This window comes from Afipia massiliensis (assembly GCF_014203115.1).
In the GTDB taxonomy this organism is placed as follows: domain Bacteria; phylum Pseudomonadota; class Alphaproteobacteria; order Rhizobiales; family Xanthobacteraceae; genus Afipia; species Afipia massiliensis.
In genome coordinates, this window is record NZ_JACHIJ010000003.1 from 471,593 (window position 1) to 488,275 (window position 16,683).

Genomic DNA, 16,683 nt, shown 5'->3' on the forward strand with positions numbered 1-16,683 from the left:
ATTTCAATAATATACGCGTTTTCTGACCTTGTCCGGAATGACGCGCCCCCGCCTCAGGCGCCGGCGCGTTGGTCATTGCCGCCACGGCCATGCCCTGAGACAATCGGTGCGGAGCCGGCGGTCAGCGGATACGCCGCCGTGTCATTTTGCGGGAGCTTTCGATGCATCGATTGCGCCTTGTCATCCAGCTGGGTACGGCGCTTGCCGGCGTCATGCTGTCGGCCGGTTTCGGCGCGGCGCAGGACAAGCCGCCGCCGAGCGAGTGTCTCGCGATCGCGCAATCGATCCCGCGCGTCATGTTCGCCAGCTTTTCAAGGGCGGCGGCGGAAAAGAGCGAGGTGACGATCACCTATGCCGGCCACTCGACCTACATTCTCGAGACGCCCCGCAACGTCACCATCGCCACCGACTTCAGCGGCGCCTACACCGCCGGCAAGTCGCCCAGCGTCGTAACCATGAACCGGGCTCATTCCACGCACTACACGCTCAATCCCGATCCGCGCATCGCCCACGTGTTGCACGGCTGGGGCGAGGGCGGTCAGCCGGCACGGCACGCAAGGATGATCGGCGATGTGCTGATCCGCAACGTCACCACCGACATCCGCGCATACCGTTTCGACTCCGAAGCTCTGCAGAAGGACGGCAATTCGATCTTCATTTTTGAAGTCGCGGGTCTTTGCATCGGCCATCTTGGCCACCTGCATCATCCGCTGGATGAGACGCATTACGCCGCGATCGGCCGCCTCGATATCGTCATGGTGCCGATCGACGGCACGTTCACGCTGTCGCTCGACGGCATGTCGGAGATCACGCGGCGGCTGCGCTCCTCCATTGTACTGCCGATGCACCGGTTTGCAACGCCGCTGAGCGACTTTCTCGCGCGCATGAACGGACAGTTCGAGATGGACATTCGTCCCGAACGATCTTTCACGGTCTCCCGCGACACGCTGCCGAAGAAGCCGACTGTCATTGTTTTGGATGGGGTTTAGACGCGATATTCAGAACGCCGCAGCCAGCTCCTTCGCGCCCTGAAGATTGATCTGGTTGTCCATCCGGGCATCTGTCGCCGCCAGCAGCTTCGCGACGGTGTTGTTGCGGATCGCCACCGGATTGCGCTCATAGCCGTTGCGCTGGAAGAAGTTCGATGTCGGGACTATGGCGCGCATCGCCTGCGGCATCGACACCATGTCGAACCCGTTGCCGTCGCCGGTCAGGTTCATCATCTCAAGCTCGGCGGCGGTGAGCAGTGCATTGTAGCCCTTGCGTTTGGCGAAGTTCACCGAGTCCGTCAGCTTCAGCGTCTGCAGCAGCGGCCCGACATCGATATCGAGATTCAGCGCGTGAACCGCGATGCCGCGCGGCGTGACGCCGAGCTTTTCATGCGCGCTCCATTGATTGGGCACGGTCTTGCAGAACGTAACCATCTGCTGGACGACGGCGGCCTTGCGTTGCAGCTCGGCCTTCTGCGCGCCGCTGGCCTGATGGGCCTTCTCGTGCAGCGCCTTGAGGATGAGGCCGCCATGTTCGGTGAGAAGACCGATGGTGTTGGTGGTCAGGAGCTGGTTGTAGCCGAGCGCGGTGGAGATCGCGCGAGCGCCGGGCCGGTTGCCTTCCAGCCCGGCCTGCACGTCGTACTTGCCGTTGCCGCCGGATTCGAAGCTGTAGATCCGCACCGCCTGATCCCTGGTCAGCCCGTAGCTCGATGCAACGCGCGCATAGGCGCGCTTGTAGTCGATCTCGGTCGCGGGCTTGCGCGGCGTGAAGTGAAAATGCTCCTGCGCCTGGCTGAGGAAATCCGCCACCACCGGCAACGGCGCGCGGGGCTTTGTCGGCTTCTCCGGCGGCGAAGGATCGACCGGCTTCGGCGGGCCGGTATAGACCGGCGGCTGGGTCAGGACATAGTCCTCGGCGACGATAGTCTCGCCGTTGCGGCGCTTGGCGTTGCGCGCGCGCCGCTTGTCGCCGATCGCGGTCCAGTAGCTTGAGGCGGCCTCATCGAACGGCTGGCGGACGGCGGTGTATTCGGCAAGTTTGCGGCGATAGTCCGCGATCTGCTGCGGCGTCTGGGCGAGGACAGCGGACGACAGCGTTGCCGCGATTGCAGCGGCCGCCATGCACGACATCGTCCAGCGCAGACATCTCACATGAACACCGCCACGTTTTGCCGGCTGACCAGCACCGGCTGTCTATCGGCATTCCACAGGGTCGTCGCCTGACTGGAATAGCCGCCCACGACGTTCTCGGCCTTGGTCTGCAGGAGCCACCAGCCCTCGTTGGTTTCCAGCCGGTCGGTCAGGAGGTCGACCGCCCAGGTCATGGTGCTGATCGGCCCCGGCCGCTCGAACAGCACCAGCGCCGCGGGTGGCGGCGCATCGGTGAGCGCCACCAGTGCGGCGGTCGATGCCGGTTTGGCGGGATCCTGATGGCGCAGCCAGATCGAAAAATTCGGATGCTGACCCTGGCTGAAAGGCGGATTGCCGCCGGCGAATCGGCCTTCGAAATGCTGGATGAAGTTCAGTCCGGGAATTTTGCGGAAGAACGGCGGACAGGTCTCGGGTTCCGGCACCGCCGGCGCGGACAGACTGCCGTATCCGACAGCGGAGGCGCGGGCGGTGCCGTAGCAAAGCGTGGCCCGTGTCGCCAGACCGGCTTCGCCAAACAGGTCGACGCCGACGAACACCGTGGATTTGCCTCTGCGCAGCACGGTCGGGCGGATCATGACCGTGCCGGCGGCCGGTCCGACGAAGCTGAATTGTGCAGAGCGCAATGGTGGAAGGTCGCCGTAGTGCTGCGCCACGCTTTCGAGGCAGAAGGCGGCCGAGAGACCACCGTAGATGGTGCGGCCCTGAAGCCAATCTTCCGTCGCCGTGACGGAGCTGGTCTCGCCGTCGGCGCTCATGCTTGCCATCAGTGCAGTGAAATCGATCATCGTATTGGACCCGTTCCCGAAATTTGCTGACGAGGTATACCCGCGCAAGTCACTGGCGTCCTAGTCATGGCTCCCATGATGCCAGACTCGCGGGCGCATCACACTGCGGACCGTGCGCAAACTTTGCTTTGACTCACCGCGGACTCAATCCGTCAGTAAAGCTGACCGAATCGAGTTATCAACAGGCGTTTGATCGGCACTTTCGAATCATTCTCGCTTCACGCTACGAGATCGTTTCAAATGTGAAGCTTGCGTGACTGTGGCGTTCGCGTGCGGGGCGACGATCATGAACAAAATTGTTTCGCCGAAAGGTATCGTTTCGAGTGAGTTGTCGAAGTTGTTCGGCGATGTTCCGAAGCCGGACCGCGCCGAATGGGAAAAGACACTCAAGGCGCTGAAGCCGTGGTTGAGCCCGGAGAAGTTCGCGGAAACCGAGGCGATCCACTGGCGCATGTTCGAGCGCGCGAACCGCTGGCACGAAAGCCAGTCGTCTTCGTCGAACGACTGACGCTCTCGAACGACTGACGCTCTCGAACGACTGACGTTTTCCGAACAACCGGGTTGCAACGGCTGAGCCGCTTCTCGCGCCCTCACACGCCGCTGCTGGCCGGCGTCTCGATGGGCACGTCGCTCGTCTTGGTGCGGTCCGGCGTCTCGTCCTTCCAGCGCACCGATCCCAGCGGCCGCTCCAGCATGCGGTGAACCTTGATCGGTTCCGGCCCCAGATGAAACCCGATGGCCTTGAGCTGCACCTCGCGCTCGGACTGGGTCGAGCGGTTGCGCTGGCGCAGATAGTCCAGCCAGGTCGGGCAGTGATAGCGCTCGATCCACAGTTCGGGGTCGGCGATGTCGCGTGCGATCGACCAGTCATAGGCGCCATTGCGCTGACGGATGGCCTGGAGCTGCAGCATCGTCGTGTAGAACGCGCGGGCTTTCTGCTGGCTCACACGGTATTCGATTTCGACAACGATCGGCCCGCTTCGCTGCGAGATGGAAAGGTTCACCTCGGGCTCTTCAAGCGCATCGACCGCGTCGTTGTTGGCGCCTTCGGTTGACGGCATACGCAGCCAGATCGCCAGCACCGGCGAAACGAACATGACCGCGCCGGCGATCAGCAGCGCGTTGCCGATGCCGACGCCGTTGGCGACATATCCCCACAGCCAGCTTCCGATCGCGACGCCGCCGGCAATCGCGGCCTGATACGCCGCCAGCGCGCGTCCCGCGACCCAGCGTGGCGTCGAGAGCTGCACGCCGATGTTGAACAGCGTCACCGCGATCATCCACGACGCGCCGGCCACGACCAGCGCCGCGCCGGTCAGCGCCGGCCAGCGGCTGAGCGCAAGCACGGCAATCGCCAGACCCATGGTCAGCGCGCACAGCCGGACGGCATATTCGCCGCTCAGGTGAGCGCGAATGCTGGAGATATTAAGTGCGCCGAGCACGCCGCCCATGCCGAAGCAGCCGAGCATGATGCCGTAGGTCTGGGCGCCGCCGTGCAGGATGTCGCGCGCCACCAGCGGCAACAACGCCAGCACAGAGCCGCCGGCGATGCCGGTCACCAATGTTCGGTACAACACGATGCGGATCGGCGGGGAGTGGACGATGTAGCGCACGCCGGACACGACAGCGCGGCGCAATCGCTCCGGCGGCAGCCGCGAGGGCTCCAGCGTCCGCTGCCAAAGATAAAGCACGACGATCAGCGGAATATACAGCAGCACGTTGCAGACGAACGCGGCCACCGCGCCCGCCGCCGCCACGATGATGCCGCCCAGCGCCGGGCCGAAGCTGCGCGCGATGTTGTAGCTGATGCCGTTGAGCGCGACCGCCGAGGGCAGCGTCTCGGCGGGCACCTGCTCGCTGACCGAGGCCTGCCATGCCGGGCCGAACAGCGCCATGCCGCTGCCGATCATGAAACAGAACAGCAGCAGGCTGTTGGGCGTGATGGCGTTGAAATAGGCGAGGACGGCCAGCGTCACGCCGCCGACGAGCCCGAGCAACAGCGCGATCAGGCCGACGACGCGCCGGTCGTACATATCCGCGATGGCGCCCGCGGCCAGCGACAACAGCATGATCGGCAGCATCAGGGCGGTCTGGACCAGCGCCACCATGCTGGCCGACGACGTCATCTGGGTCATCGCCCAAGCCGCACCCACACCATTGATCATCAGGCCGAGATTGGTGAGCAGACTTGCCAGCCAGATTCGCCGGAACACCGCATGCCGCAGCGGCGCGGTGATCCCGTCGGCCGACAGCAGCGATCGCTTGGCGGGTTTGTCGGTCGTCGTGCTCACAGGGGTCCTTTGATTGGCATCATCTGAAAACGGGCTGGCTGAATCGCGATATGAAACACGAATGTGTTCCAATCGGAGCGTGTTGGAAAGAGATTTGCTACCAGCGCCATTGTCCGTCGTCGGCCCAGCGGGAGCGGTAACCGATCAGGCGCATCCACACCGTGACGATCTGGTCGAAGCCGGTAACGTAGTCGCACGCCGTGTCGCGCGACCATTTCTTGTCGGCCTTGACGTCGGCGATGGTTTTCTCGCTGGCGTAGGAAAAGAGCTGAAGCGGTTTCGACGGATCGCTGATCTCGGTGCGGTTGGCGATCACTTCGCGGTCCAGCTTGTTGAACAGCACGCACGGTGTGCTTGCATAGGTCAGCCGCTGCTCGTCGGCGATGACGCGCGCATGGTCGGGCGGCGATTCGATTTTATAGGACATCAGGATCGCCGCCGCCGCGATCAGCGCGACAAGAACAACGCTGCTCAGAACCGGCCAGATGAGCCGGGATCGCCTGACATCGTCCGCTGGAATCGGTGGAGCCATCACCCCGACAATAGCATGGCCGGCAAGAATGTTCCGGATGCCGCAGCGGACAATGCCCGCCGCGGCGCCCGGAACCGGGTGTTACTGAGGTTCGATCTTCGCGAACTGCGCGACCTTGCCCCACTTTTCCATTTCAGAGATGACAAATGCCTGCATTTCCTCGGGCGTGTTGCCGATCGGCTCGCCGCCGAGCTTGCGGATGCGTTCGATCCCCTCGGGCGACTTGATGTACTTGATGATGCTCGCGTTGAGCTTCATCACGATGTCCTTCGACACCTTGGCCGGCGCCGCGACGGTGAACCATGAGGAGGCGTCATAGCCCTTCACGGTTTCGCCGATGGCGGGAATGTTCGGCAGCAACGGCCAGCGCTCGGCGGTGCTGATCGCCAGCGGGCGCACGTTGTTGGCCTCGGCGAACGGAAGCACCGCCGGCAGGTTGTCGATCATGACATGCACGCGGCCTGCCACGAGATCGGTGAGCGCCGGCGCACTGCCCTTGTAGGGAACGTGCACGATGTCGATGCCGGTCATCGACTTGAACAGCTCGGTCGACAGATGCGCGGTGCTGCCGAGCCCCGGCGTGCCGTAGAACAGCTGGCCGGGTTTCGATTTCGCCAGCGCGATGAATTCGGCGACCGATTTCGCCGGGACTTCGGGATTGACCGACATCAGGTTCGGGACACGCGCGATGATGGTGACCGGCTGAATGTCCTTGAGCTGATCGTAAGGCATGTTCTTCTGAACAAACTTGTTGATCGAATGAGTGCCGGGCGTGCCCACGATGAAGGTGTATCCGTCGGGTTCGGACTTTGCGACGAAGTCGGCGGCGATGTTGCCGCCCGCGCCGGTCTTGTTCTCGATGATGAACTGCTGGCCGTACTCCTCCGACAGCTTCTGCGCCACAAGCCGTCCGAGAATATCGGTGGTGCCGCCGGCGGCGAAAGGCACGACGAATTTCACCGGGCGTTCCGGCCACGCGGCAGCCTTTGACGTGCTGCTCAGAAAGGGCGTCGCGGCGAGTGCTGCGGCACCGCCTGCGAGAACGGAGCGGCGGGTGATACGCGATGCTGAATGAGATTGTACGGAAGTCGGTCGCTTGATCATATCTTCAAAGTCTCCATCCCGCCCGCCTGTGCGGGCCTTGTTCGTTGCGCCGTATGTGTCGACGCTATCAGCGTTCTAGAGCAAGCCGGTGACCTTGACCATGTGAGCGATCATGACAAATGGGCTGCAACCCTGATGGCAACTGGGCCTCTGAATGCTGGTCTTGCAGTTCCATATTGCAGCGCAGCAGAGCATCCACCGAACGGTTTCATCGCTCGTTCTTTCGCGTGTCGCTGGTTGACCGCACTGCCTCGTCCGTCCAATTTCCCGCAGAATTCTAGAAAGAAACGCGAATGCACGCTGATGTTGCAGAACATCGACCTGATGCGGCCAAACGCGGCTTCCATGACGTCTCGATCTGGCGATGGCGCAAGAACCGGCCCCTTTCGGTGGCTGCTTGAAGGACTTCTGAGGTGATGATGTGAGCCTGTGTCTCGCCACCGCGGGCGTCGTCAAATCGCTGGCGATGGCGTCGTTCATGCTGACATGGACCCATTCGGTCGAGAAGATCGAATGGCAGGAGGACTGGCGCGTCACGCCGCAGGGGCTCGAAATCGTCGAGGTGCGCGTCAACGGGGCAGGCGCGGGCATGGAGCCGCCGCCCGACGCGCGGCTGGTTGACGGCTGGTTTCGCTGGAAGCCGCAATTGCCGATGTCGCCGGAGGTCGCGCTGGGAAAATCCGGGCTCGCAGGCGAGCGGCGGCTTTGTATCGATGGCACGTGCCAGGAACTGTCTGCGATTCTCGGACGGCCTGTCGGCGTGAGCGTCGCGATGATGAGCGTGTGCAAGCCGGACCAGACCGCGAAGGCGGTGGACGCGAAAACGCTGCTGGCGCGCGGCGACGATTTCAACGTCAAGGGCGAATTCGACCGCGCCATCGCCGATTACGATGCGGCGTTGAAGGTCGAGCCGGCATTGGTGGAGGCGCTGAACGGCCGCGGCATGGCCTGGCGCGCCAAGGGCGATCGCCGCCGGGCGCTGGCGGATTTCGACGCCGCGCTCAAGCTGAAGCCGGACTATGAGGTCGCGCGCGCCAATCGCAAGAGCCTTTTCAGCGAGATCGAACGCGCCGGTGCACAGATGCCGCTGAAGGGAAAAGACGCCGCCAAATAGGTGCGGCGAACGAACGATCAAAGTTCGTCATGCCCGGACTTGTTCCGGGCATCCACGTCTTCTACCGTTGACGGAAGACGACGATGGCCGGGACAGCAGACGAGTTTACGCAGTCTGCGACTGCTATGGTCCGCCATGACAAACAACTGAAGATTCGCTGGGACAATGCCATGACCACCATTTCCAATAGCCGTTACGCCGAAGCCCATGCGCGTTCGCTGCGCGATCCGGAAGGATTTTGGGCTGAAGCGGCGCGCGAGATCGACTGGATCGAGCCGGCGAAGAAGGTTTTTGATCCATCGCAAGGCCTCTATGGCCGCTGGTTTGCGGGCGCGGTGGTGAACACTTGCTACAATGCGCTGGACCGTCACGTCGCGGGCGGGCGGGCCAACCAGACCGCGCTGATTCATGATTCTCCGCTTGCAAATACCGTTACCAAGTTCACCTACGCTGAACTGTTGCATGAGGTGCAGACGCTCGCCGCCGTGATGCAGGATTTCGGCGTGGTGAAGGGCGATCGCGTCATCCTCTATATGCCGATGGTGCCGCAGGCGATGGTGGCAATGCTGGCCTGCGCGCGGATCGGCGCGATTCACTCCGTGGTGTTTGGTGGGTTCGCGGCGAAAGAACTAGCAACGCGCATCGAGGACGCCGAACCTAAACTCATTATGTCCGCAAGCTGCGGCCTGGAGCCCGGCCGCATCGTCAAGTACAAGCCGCTGCTTGATGAGGCGATCAATCTGTCCAGCGTGAAGCCGCAGGCCTGCATCATCCTGCAACGTCCCCAAGAGACCTGCGATCTGGTCAAGGGCCGCGATCACGACTGGAACGAGCTGCGCGATGCCGCCGTCAAGGCGAAGAAAACCGCTCCTTGCGTGCCGGTGCTGGCGACCGATCCGCTCTACATTCTCTATACGTCCGGCACGACCGGAAAGCCGAAGGGCGTGGTGCGCGACAACGGCGGACATCTGGTCGCGCTGAAATGGTCGATGTTCAATCTCTACGGCGTCAAGCCCGGCGAGGTGTGGTGGTGCGGCTCCGACATCGGCTGGGTGGTCGGCCACAGCTACATCATCTACGGCCCGCTGTTTCATGGCGCGACCTCGATCATGTACGAGGGCAAGCCGATCGGCACGCCGGACGCCGGCGCGTTCTGGCGGGTGATCTCGCAGCACAACGCCGTCGCGTTCTTCACGGCGCCGACCGCGTTCCGCGCTATCAAGAAGGAAGATCCGAACGGCGAGTTCATCCGCAAATACGATCTGTCGAAATTCCGCACGCTGTTTCTCGCCGGCGAGCGTGCCGATCCGCCGACGGTGGACTGGGCCGAGCAGCAGTTGAAGGTGCCGGTGATCGATCACTGGTGGCAGACGGAAACCGGCTGGTGCATCGCCGGCAATCCTGTCGGCCTCGGCGCGTTGCCGGTGAAACACGGCTCGCCGACGGTGCCGATGCCGGGCTATCAGGTCGATGTTGTCGATGAAGCGGCGAAGCCGCTGCCACCGAACACCATGGGCTCGATCGTCATCAAGCTGCCGCTGCCGCCCGGCAACCTGCCGACGCTGTGGCAGCAGGACGAGCGCTGCAAGGAAGCCTATTTCAACGAATTCCCCGGCTACTACAAAACCTCCGATGCCGGATACAAGGACGAGGACGGCTACATCTTCGTGATGGGCCGCACCGACGACATCATCAATGTCGCGGGGCATCGGCTTTCCACCGGCGGGATGGAGGAGGTGCTGGCGTCGCATCCGGATGTCGCCGAATGCGCCGTGCTCGGAATCAAAGACGCCGTGAAGGGCGAAGTGCCGTGCGGCCTGCTCGTGCTGAAGGCCGGCGTGACGCGCCCGGTGGCGGAGATCGAGAAGGAGATCGTCGCACTGGTGCGCGAGAAGATCGGCCCGGTGGCGGCGTTCAAGCTTGCGATCACCGTGGCGCGGCTGCCGAAGACGCGGTCGGGCAAGATCCTGCGCGGGACGATCAAGAAGATCGTCGACGGTGACGCCTGGACCATGCCTGCGACCATCGAAGACCCAGCCGTGCTGGACGAAATCAGGACGGCGCTCAGTGGCCGGACCTAGCAATCAGGTTCACTTGCTCTCTCCGCTCATTCCCGCGAAAGCGGGAATCTAGCTTGGGTCCCCGCTTTCGCGAGATGAACCACACCAGGAGGAGGTCACCATGAACGAGGATGTCTTCAACACCAGCGTGCGCAAGTTTCTCAAGCAGGTCGGCGTCACCTCGCAGCGCGAGATCGAAAAGGCGGTCCGCGATGCGGTCGCTTCCGGCCGTCTGAAAGGAAGCGAAAAGCTGCCTGCGAGGATGGTGCTCACGGTCGGCGGCGTCGATCTCACGTTCACTGTCGACGGTGACCTCGAGCTTGGATAGGCTCAGGACGCAATTTCTTCGGAATTTTGGACGATTGTTGTGAGGTGGACCTCAGAGCGTGAGGCAATCACAATCGTCATCACCGGGCTTGACCCGGTGATCCACGCCTTGCTTTTGCCGGTTGTGGCGGTCAAAGACGTGGATGGCCGGGACATAGGCGAGCGGAAGCGACGCCGTTCTTCGAACGACTATGCCCGGCCATGACGAAACCTGAAAACCTGTTCGTGGTCGCCTGATGCAGACAAAATTCCGTATGATGATGGCTTTCGCCACCGTGGCCCTGCTGCTCTCGGCCTGCGCACAATTTGAACGAAACACGTCGCCACAGGCAACCGTGGATGACGATGCGTATTGCCGCGCCAACAGCGGCGAGCCGGGATCGTCGGCCTATGCGGCTTGCCGGAAAGACCGCGATGTCCAGAGCAGCCGGGCGTCCGGAGGCGGTTCGCGGATCGAGCGCGCTCACCGCAATCTCGCGGAAGACATGCTCAACAATCCGCGATAAGGCTGACTAGTGATCCGGTTCTGACATTCGTATTGTATTTTTCGCAGGCACTTTTACGAATGTCAGAACCAAAGGATCACTAGAGTTATGGTTTGCTAGTGTCCTTTCGTATCCGACGTTCGCTCGGAAGGCGCTGCGGAGGCAAGCGAACGTCGGATACCGGACACTAGCGCCGCACTGATGCCGCGCCTATCAAGGGACACATCATGGCGGTCAGGGACAGCAACGGCACCGAACTGAAAGAGGGTGACACGGTCACGGTCATCAAGGATCTGAAGGTGAAGGGCTCATCCAGCGGTCTCAAGCGCGGCACGGTGGTGAAGAACATTCACCTCACCGACAATGAAGACGAGATCGAGGGCCGTACCGACAAGATCAAGGGCCTCGTGTTGCGCACGGAATTTCTCAAGAAGGCGTAACGTCCCGCGCTTTGAACTTTGAAAGCTGATCCTGATGAAACTTGTCGCACGATATGCTCTTAGTCTCGCTGTCATGGCGCTTGCGGTGATGCTGCTGGCTTTCGAGTCCGCGCAAACCGCGCCGGCGCAGGAGCAGGGCGCTGCCTCCGATGTGCTGAGCAAGGACGCGGTGCTGCGCGACCCGGAGAATCCGGTGCTGGGCAATCCGCAGGGCGACATCACCATTATCGAGTATTTCGATTACCAGTGTCCGTACTGCAAGAAGATCTCGCCGGTGCTCGATCAGGTGGTGAACGAGGACAAGAAGATCAGGCTGATATTCAAGGACTGGCCGATCCTCGGCGAACCGTCGGGATATGCTGCGCGGCTGGTGCTGGCCGCGAAATATCAAAACAAATATGAGGCCGCCCACCGTGCGCTGATGGCCAAGGTCGGCCGCCTGACCGAAGGTGTCATCGATGAAGCTTTGACCAAGGCCGGTGTCGACCTTGCCAAGGCCAAGGCCGATCTTGCGGCCAACAAGCCCGCGATCGACGGTCTGCTTAAGCGCAACAACGCGCAGGCGGAAGAGTTCGGCTTTCGCGGCACGCCCGCGTTCGTGGTCGGCACCTTCCGTGTCCCCGGCGGCCTGACCGCGGAGCAGTTCAAGCTGGCGATTGCGGACGCGCGCAAGGCGGCGAAGAACGGGGCGAAGGGGAAGTAGGCTGGCGGTGTAGCGTCAACGGCGTGGAGTTCACTCTTCGGCTTTCAAGTGCGGCTTTTCATGCAGCACCGCATGCAGCAGCGAATGGTGGACTTCAATCTTCCCGTTGTAGCTGATGAAGCCGAGCTTGCGGAATTTGTTCATGAAGAAACTCACGCGTGAGCGCGTCGTGCCGATCATGTCGGCCAGGATTTCCTGGCTGATGTTGGTGTCGATAGGCTGCGGGCGGCCTTCGTTGCCGAAATTTGCCAGCAGCAACAGCAGGCGCGCGAGCCGCCGTTCGCTCGAGTTGAAAAGCTGATCGATCAGGTCTTCCTCGATCCGGTTGTTGCGGGTCAGCAGGTAGCCCATGAACAACTCTGAAAACTTTGGCTCGCTCGCGATAGCCGCGATCATCGCCGTCTTTGTGATGGCGACGATGTGGGAATCCTCCATTGTCTTGGTGGTCGCAATGCGTAGCCTCTGTCCGTTGAGGCACCCCTCGCCGAAAAATTGTCCCGCTTCCAGAATGGCAACGACGGCTTCCTTGCCTTCCTTGGAAACGACGATCAGCTTGACCTTGCCTTCCTGGATATAAAAGACCGACTCCGCCAGGTCGCCCTGGGCGTAGACAGTCTGGCCGGTGCGGAAATTGAGACTGGTTTTACCGGGCCCCAGATTGGCGAGGAAACTCGTGGGGTCGAATGCTTTGAAGGATTTCTTGGCAGGTTTGCTCACGTGTCGTCCTCAAACACATCGCGCCGTGAGGATGGCTATGTCAAAAATGCACCATAAGCCGTCCCGATTTCGCTCCGGTTCTGCCGTGATGCGAGGCGAGCAGAATGGTTCATCGGAGCAGCGCAGCCTGTGCGCAGGATTTTAGCATCCGCCAAAACGGAATCAACGGCGGTGAATGGCTTGCCGTTGCCCGGCAATCTGTTGATCTTTCCGTTGCGGGGCAAGCGGGCAACACGAGATGCACCCGCAAGAAAATCTCGGGTATCATGCGGTGCAGCAAATGGTCTGTTGCTTGCTATTTTCCCGTCGGCGCCCTGAGTCCCGGCGATGAAAGCCATTCGTTGATATGTGAAGCGGTGTCCAGTTGACGGGCCTTCTTGAGCAACGCATCCCGGTCTTTCCCGGGGGGAAGTTTTCCCGCCTCGTCTCTTGCGATGTCCGCAATGGCCTTCCACTTTTTGGCGATAGGGTCTCGGTTGGTGCGGTCTCGGTTGATGGGGTCCTGGTTAGAGAGGGACATAACTCACGCTCCCAGTACACATTAGGCGGGAGCACAACACTCTCAGTCACCGATGATAGCCAAAAAACCGTGCGGTGATGAGCCATTATGCCGCTCCCGGCGGCGCGCGCTGTGCTGTTTTGACCACACCACGTAATCTTTGTTGCAGCGGTGTCGCGCGAGTTCTTTGATCCGCTACTTCAAAAGTTCAGCCTTTTCGGTACCGCAACTGCTGCACTTGTAGACGATCACGTCATGCCCCCGGAACACCGCGGGGCGAATGGATTTGATGCTCATCGCCGTTGGCTTTTCGCAGTTGGGGCACAGAAAAAGAGACGCAATGCAGTAGTCGTCGGTCGAATTCGGCAAGGGTACCCGCCGGTGCATGACCGATTCTCCTTCGGTGGAGGCGGGAGCGCAACACTCTCGGTCACCGCTAAACGCCAGGAACGTGCGGTGATGAACCATCTTGCCGCCTTTGGCTTCATGCCGCTGTCCAATATTGCTCAGCCGCACGAAATGCGGCGTCAGAGCATCAGGGCCAGATGCGGTTGACATGAAGATGGGTCTAGGAATATAATCATATGATCTTGTTGGGGTGATTGATCAGCACCCGAACGGGAAAGCGAAGTGACGACGGTGGAGCGCCGGGAGGCGCAGCGCCAAAGTCATTTGGCGCGCGCGGCCCTCGCTGCTTGTTTGCGCAGACTGCGTAAACTTGTCTGCGGGCTGCGCAGGCGGACCGATCGCAAGGTTCGCCTTACGGGTGTCTCGCCAACACCCCGGCGCCTCCCGAGGCTCCATCGCCTTCGCGCATCGGCGCGGAGATCATCACACCTCGGACGCGTTCGTTCGCGCCGCGAGAGCGTGTTGGCATGTTGGGAATACTGCCTGATGCAAATTCAGTGTCGTCCCCGCGAAAGCGGGGACCCATTGATCTTTGCGAAATGTAACGATGTCGCGTCATCCTGAAGTGCGAGCCGCGCTTGCGGCGAGCTTCGAAGGGTGTGCGGCTCCATGTCATCGCAGCCATCCTTCGAGGCTCGCAAGTGCTCGCACGTCAGGACGACGGCGATCTATGCTCCACGAGAAGTTATGGGTCCCCGCTTTCGCGGGGACGACGAAGTTATTCGCGGGGAATTTGAAAGAGCCGGCTACGGCTTGTCGAAACACGCCGCCACATACTGCGCCATGTCGCGCTTCTGAATCTTTGCAACCTTCGCGGCGTTGTTGCATTCGTTGAGCTTGATCTGTTCGGCCTGGCGCTTCTCGGCGGCCTCGCGAAATTCGGGCGCGACCGTCTTGGGGTCCACGATTTTTTGCGTGCGCGCCGGGACAGTCGCAGCCGCAAGGCCGGTCAGGGTCGCCGCAACAAAAAGGAGCGTGACGCGGTAGCGCATCACACTCCTGTACCACTCGTTGGGCGGTTACGTCATACCCCGTTTGGGGCGAAAGCTTATTCGTCTTCGGCCTTCTTGCCGCCGATGGTCTTCAGCTTGGCGAACACGGCATCGACATTCATGTCGTCGCGCTGCTTCTCGGTGGTCGTGGCGATTTCGTGCTCGGCTTCCTTGCGGGTGGTTTCCGAGGCCGGCAGCAGGGTCGCGCCGCCGTATTGGGTGGCTGCAGGCTTTTCCTTGGCCGCGCGCTGCACTTCGAAATCGAGTTCGATCTGCGAGCACAGGCCGAGCGTCACCGGGTCCATCGGCGTCAGGGTCGAGGCGTTCCAGTGGGTGCGGTCGCGCACGCTTGCGATCGTCGTCTTGGTGGTGCCGACGAGGCGCATGATCTGGCTGTCTTTTAGTTCGGGATGGCTGCGCACCAGCCAGAGGATCGCGCTCGGCCGCTCGTGGCGGCGCGACACCGGGGTATAGCGCGGGCCCTTCTTCTTTGCTGCGGGCGGCAGGATCACCTTGGATTCGCCGAGTTTCAGGCGATAGTCCGGATCGGCTTCGCCCTTTTCGATTTCTTCGCGGGAGAGCTGGCCGGTCGAGATCGGGTCCATGCCCTTGATGCCCTGCGCCGCGTCGCCGTCGGCAATGGCGCGGATTTCCAGCGGGTGCATCTTGGTGAACTCGGCGACCTGGTCGAAGGTCAGCGCGGTGTTATCAACCAGCCATACGGCAGTCGCCTTCGGCATCAGCGGTGCGTTGCTCATGGCAAATCTCCTTTACGCTTCGCCCGCCAGATTTTTTGGGGGGTAAAGCCGTCTGGTCATCGGTGATGACGGGAATTCGTCCCTATATAGTCTGCGGAGGGCAGACCGTTCAATGGTTTTGATCGCCCTTGACAGAACGGGGACCGCGGCCCCAAGTCCCATCCATAGCTCCCAAAATGCTTGATTCCGGCTCAAAAATGACCCCTGACGCTCAAAAACCCCTGCTTTCAGTCGTGCTTTGTTCCCCCCGGGGGTTCTGTGCCGGCGTCGTGAGGGCCATCGACACCGTGGAACGCGCCCTGAAGCTCTACGGCGCGCCGGTCTATGTCCGTCACGAAATCGTGCATAACCGCTATGTGGTGGAGAGCCTGCGCGAAAAAGGGGCCATTTTCGTCGCGGAACTGAACGAAATTCCCGAGACCGACGCTCCGGTGGTGTTTTCCGCCCATGGCGTGCCGAAGGCGATCCCCAACGAGGCCGTCAAGCGCAATTTCTTCACGCTGGACGCGACCTGCCCGCTGGTCACCAAGGTCCACCGCGAAGCGGCGATCCATTTCAAGCGCGGGCGCGAAATCATCCTGATCGGCCACGCCGGTCATCCGGAAGTGGTCGGCACCCTGGGCCAGTTGCCGAAGGGCGCAGTCGTCCTGATCGAGACCATGGACGCGGCGCGGACCTTCGAGCCGAAGGATGCGTCGAAGCTGGCGTTCGTGACGCAGACCACCCTGTCGATCGACGACACCGCGGAAATCGTCGCGGTGCTGAAGGAGCGTTTCCCGGACATCGACGGACCGCACAAGGAAGACATCTGCTACGCCACCACCAATCGCCAGCTTGCGGTGAAGAAGGTTGCGCCGCAGGTCGAAGCCATGATCGTCGTTGGTTCGCCGAACTCGTCGAATTCGCAGCGCCTGCGCGAGGTCGCCGAGCGTGAGGGCTGCAAGGTCTCCGTGCTGGTGCAGCGTGCGTCCGAACTCGACTGGTCGAAATTCGAAGGCATCAAGACACTCGGCATCACGGCGGGGGCTTCCGCGCCGGAAGTCATCGTCGAGGAAATCATGGATGCGTTCGCTGCTCACTACAAGCTGAGCGTCGAAACCGTATCCGCCGCGCAGGAAAACGAATTCTTCCCGCTGCCGCGCCCGCTGCGGCACGACGCAGCGGAGTAAGCCGCGTCGGACCTGAAGCCCTGTCGCTTCGTCGCGAATTCGTCTAGTAATTCCAAATCCTGACCCGAGTGGAGTGGATTTGACATTCGCTATCCAGTTCGCTGCGAATGCGCGAAGCGAATGTCAAATCCAAACTCCACTCAAAACTTAACAAT

The 16,683-nt window shown here is 61.7% G+C and carries 19 protein-coding genes; 9 read left to right on the forward strand and 10 right to left on the reverse strand.

Features of this window, described 5'->3' with window-relative positions:
- Positions 1–161 precede the first annotated feature (161 nt).
- On the forward strand, positions 162–989 hold the full coding sequence (locus tag HNQ36_RS11835; RefSeq protein ID WP_430641365.1) for an MBL fold metallo-hydrolase: 828 nt from the start codon (positions 162–164) through the stop codon (positions 987–989).
- A gap of 9 nt (positions 990–998) precedes the next feature.
- Here the strand turns inward: HNQ36_RS11835 and HNQ36_RS11840 are convergent, their stop codons facing one another.
- Entirely contained in the window at positions 999–2,114 is a 1,116-nt protein-coding gene (locus HNQ36_RS11840) for a hypothetical protein (protein ID WP_246395357.1), read from the reverse strand.
- 26 nt (positions 2,115–2,140) lie between these two features.
- Positions 2,141–2,929: a thioesterase family protein gene (locus HNQ36_RS11845; protein ID WP_184085218.1), complete on the reverse strand. Its 789-nt coding sequence runs from the start codon at positions 2,927–2,929 to the stop codon at positions 2,141–2,143.
- A gap of 286 nt (positions 2,930–3,215) precedes the next feature.
- Here HNQ36_RS11845 and HNQ36_RS11850 point away from each other — a divergent pair, with 286 nt between their 5' ends.
- Entirely contained in the window at positions 3,216–3,437 is a 222-nt protein-coding gene (locus HNQ36_RS11850) for a hypothetical protein (RefSeq protein ID WP_083992720.1), read from the forward strand.
- An 82-nt stretch (positions 3,438–3,519) separates the two neighbouring features.
- Here HNQ36_RS11850 and HNQ36_RS11855 read toward each other — a convergent pair whose 3' ends face one another.
- From HNQ36_RS11855 to HNQ36_RS11865, 3 genes are all read right to left on the reverse strand, one after another.
- Positions 3,520–5,220, reverse strand: coding sequence for an MFS transporter (locus HNQ36_RS11855; RefSeq protein ID WP_184085220.1), 1,701 nt, complete (start codon positions 5,218–5,220; stop codon positions 3,520–3,522).
- A 97-nt stretch (positions 5,221–5,317) separates the two neighbouring features.
- Positions 5,318–5,752, reverse strand: a complete 435-nt coding sequence (locus HNQ36_RS11860; RefSeq protein ID WP_184085222.1) for a hypothetical protein — start codon at positions 5,750–5,752, stop codon at positions 5,318–5,320.
- 81 nt (positions 5,753–5,833) lie between these two features.
- Positions 5,834–6,856, reverse strand: coding sequence for a Bug family tripartite tricarboxylate transporter substrate binding protein (locus HNQ36_RS11865; RefSeq protein ID WP_184085225.1), 1,023 nt, complete (start codon positions 6,854–6,856; stop codon positions 5,834–5,836).
- A 421-nt stretch (positions 6,857–7,277) separates the two neighbouring features.
- Here HNQ36_RS11865 and HNQ36_RS11870 point away from each other — a divergent pair, with 421 nt between their 5' ends.
- From HNQ36_RS11870 to HNQ36_RS11895, 6 genes are all read left to right on the forward strand, one after another.
- Positions 7,278–7,970 (forward strand): DUF1850 domain-containing protein, encoded by a 693-nt coding sequence (locus tag HNQ36_RS11870; RefSeq protein ID WP_184085229.1) that lies wholly within the window; start codon positions 7,278–7,280, stop codon positions 7,968–7,970.
- 170 nt (positions 7,971–8,140) lie between these two features.
- Entirely contained in the window at positions 8,141–10,051 is a 1,911-nt protein-coding gene (locus HNQ36_RS11875) for a propionyl-CoA synthetase (protein WP_184085232.1), read from the forward strand.
- Positions 10,052–10,151: 100 nt separating this feature from the next.
- Positions 10,152–10,358, forward strand: coding sequence for a DUF6494 family protein (locus HNQ36_RS11880; RefSeq protein ID WP_184085235.1), 207 nt, complete (start codon positions 10,152–10,154; stop codon positions 10,356–10,358).
- 235 nt (positions 10,359–10,593) lie between these two features.
- Positions 10,594–10,863, forward strand: a complete 270-nt coding sequence (locus HNQ36_RS11885) for a hypothetical protein (protein WP_046828579.1) — start codon at positions 10,594–10,596, stop codon at positions 10,861–10,863.
- A gap of 206 nt (positions 10,864–11,069) precedes the next feature.
- Positions 11,070–11,282 (forward strand): alkylphosphonate utilization protein, encoded by a 213-nt coding sequence (locus HNQ36_RS11890; RefSeq protein WP_046828580.1) that lies wholly within the window; start codon positions 11,070–11,072, stop codon positions 11,280–11,282.
- 34 nt (positions 11,283–11,316) lie between these two features.
- Positions 11,317–11,985, forward strand: a complete 669-nt coding sequence (locus HNQ36_RS11895) for a DsbA family protein (RefSeq protein WP_184085238.1) — start codon at positions 11,317–11,319, stop codon at positions 11,983–11,985.
- 30 nt (positions 11,986–12,015) lie between these two features.
- Here the strand turns inward: HNQ36_RS11895 and HNQ36_RS11900 are convergent, their stop codons facing one another.
- The 5 genes from HNQ36_RS11900 to HNQ36_RS11920 form a co-directional block, all read right to left on the reverse strand.
- A complete protein-coding gene (locus HNQ36_RS11900) occupies positions 12,016–12,702 on the reverse strand; it encodes a cyclic nucleotide-binding domain-containing protein (RefSeq protein WP_184085241.1) in 687 nt (228 codons plus the stop codon).
- Positions 12,703–12,737: 35 nt separating this feature from the next.
- On the reverse strand, positions 12,738–13,040 hold the full coding sequence (locus HNQ36_RS11905) for a hypothetical protein (protein WP_184085244.1): 303 nt from the start codon (positions 13,038–13,040) through the stop codon (positions 12,738–12,740).
- 356 nt (positions 13,041–13,396) lie between these two features.
- Positions 13,397–13,759, reverse strand: a complete 363-nt coding sequence (locus HNQ36_RS11910) for a hypothetical protein (protein WP_184085247.1) — start codon at positions 13,757–13,759, stop codon at positions 13,397–13,399.
- Positions 13,760–14,355: 596 nt separating this feature from the next.
- Positions 14,356–14,601: a hypothetical protein gene (locus tag HNQ36_RS11915; RefSeq protein WP_184085250.1), complete on the reverse strand. Its 246-nt coding sequence runs from the start codon at positions 14,599–14,601 to the stop codon at positions 14,356–14,358.
- 56 nt (positions 14,602–14,657) lie between these two features.
- Positions 14,658–15,359 carry a DUF1013 domain-containing protein gene (locus HNQ36_RS11920; RefSeq protein ID WP_184085253.1) on the reverse strand — a complete coding sequence of 234 codons (702 nt, stop codon included), beginning with the start codon at positions 15,357–15,359 and terminating at the stop codon, positions 14,658–14,660.
- A 197-nt stretch (positions 15,360–15,556) separates the two neighbouring features.
- On the opposite strand from HNQ36_RS11920, the gene ispH reads away from it, so the two are divergent.
- Positions 15,557–16,528: a 4-hydroxy-3-methylbut-2-enyl diphosphate reductase gene (gene ispH / locus HNQ36_RS11925; protein WP_184085255.1), complete on the forward strand. Its 972-nt coding sequence runs from the start codon at positions 15,557–15,559 to the stop codon at positions 16,526–16,528.
- The last annotated feature ends 155 nt before the right edge of the window (positions 16,529–16,683 follow it).

Excerpts from the sequence above, each read along its gene's own strand:
- HNQ36_RS11835 (WP_430641365.1), top strand. The coding sequence starts at position 162 with ATGCATCGATTGCGCCTTGTCATCCAGCTGGGTACGGCGCTTGCCGGC.
- HNQ36_RS11840 (WP_246395357.1), bottom strand. The coding sequence starts at position 2,114 with ATGGCGGCCGCTGCAATCGCGGCAACGCTGTCGTCCGCTGTCCTCGCC.
- HNQ36_RS11845 (WP_184085218.1), bottom strand. The coding sequence starts at position 2,929 with ATGATCGATTTCACTGCACTGATGGCAAGCATGAGCGCCGACGGCGAG.
- HNQ36_RS11850 (WP_083992720.1), top strand. The coding sequence starts at position 3,216 with ATGAACAAAATTGTTTCGCCGAAAGGTATCGTTTCGAGTGAGTTGTCG.
- HNQ36_RS11860 (WP_184085222.1), bottom strand. The coding sequence starts at position 5,752 with ATGGCTCCACCGATTCCAGCGGACGATGTCAGGCGATCCCGGCTCATC.
- HNQ36_RS11865 (WP_184085225.1), bottom strand. The coding sequence starts at position 6,856 with ATGATCAAGCGACCGACTTCCGTACAATCTCATTCAGCATCGCGTATC.
- HNQ36_RS11875 (WP_184085232.1), top strand. The coding sequence starts at position 8,141 with ATGACCACCATTTCCAATAGCCGTTACGCCGAAGCCCATGCGCGTTCG.
- HNQ36_RS11880 (WP_184085235.1), top strand. The coding sequence starts at position 10,152 with ATGAACGAGGATGTCTTCAACACCAGCGTGCGCAAGTTTCTCAAGCAG.
- HNQ36_RS11885 (WP_046828579.1), top strand. The coding sequence starts at position 10,594 with ATGCAGACAAAATTCCGTATGATGATGGCTTTCGCCACCGTGGCCCTG.
- HNQ36_RS11890 (WP_046828580.1), top strand. The coding sequence starts at position 11,070 with ATGGCGGTCAGGGACAGCAACGGCACCGAACTGAAAGAGGGTGACACG.
- HNQ36_RS11895 (WP_184085238.1), top strand. The coding sequence starts at position 11,317 with ATGAAACTTGTCGCACGATATGCTCTTAGTCTCGCTGTCATGGCGCTT.
- HNQ36_RS11905 (WP_184085244.1), bottom strand. The coding sequence starts at position 13,040 with ATGGCTTTCATCGCCGGGACTCAGGGCGCCGACGGGAAAATAGCAAGC.
- HNQ36_RS11910 (WP_184085247.1), bottom strand. The coding sequence starts at position 13,759 with ATGTCAACCGCATCTGGCCCTGATGCTCTGACGCCGCATTTCGTGCGG.
- HNQ36_RS11915 (WP_184085250.1), bottom strand. The coding sequence starts at position 14,601 with ATGCGCTACCGCGTCACGCTCCTTTTTGTTGCGGCGACCCTGACCGGC.
- HNQ36_RS11920 (WP_184085253.1), bottom strand. The coding sequence starts at position 15,359 with ATGAGCAACGCACCGCTGATGCCGAAGGCGACTGCCGTATGGCTGGTT.
- ispH (WP_184085255.1), top strand. The coding sequence starts at position 15,557 with ATGACCCCTGACGCTCAAAAACCCCTGCTTTCAGTCGTGCTTTGTTCC.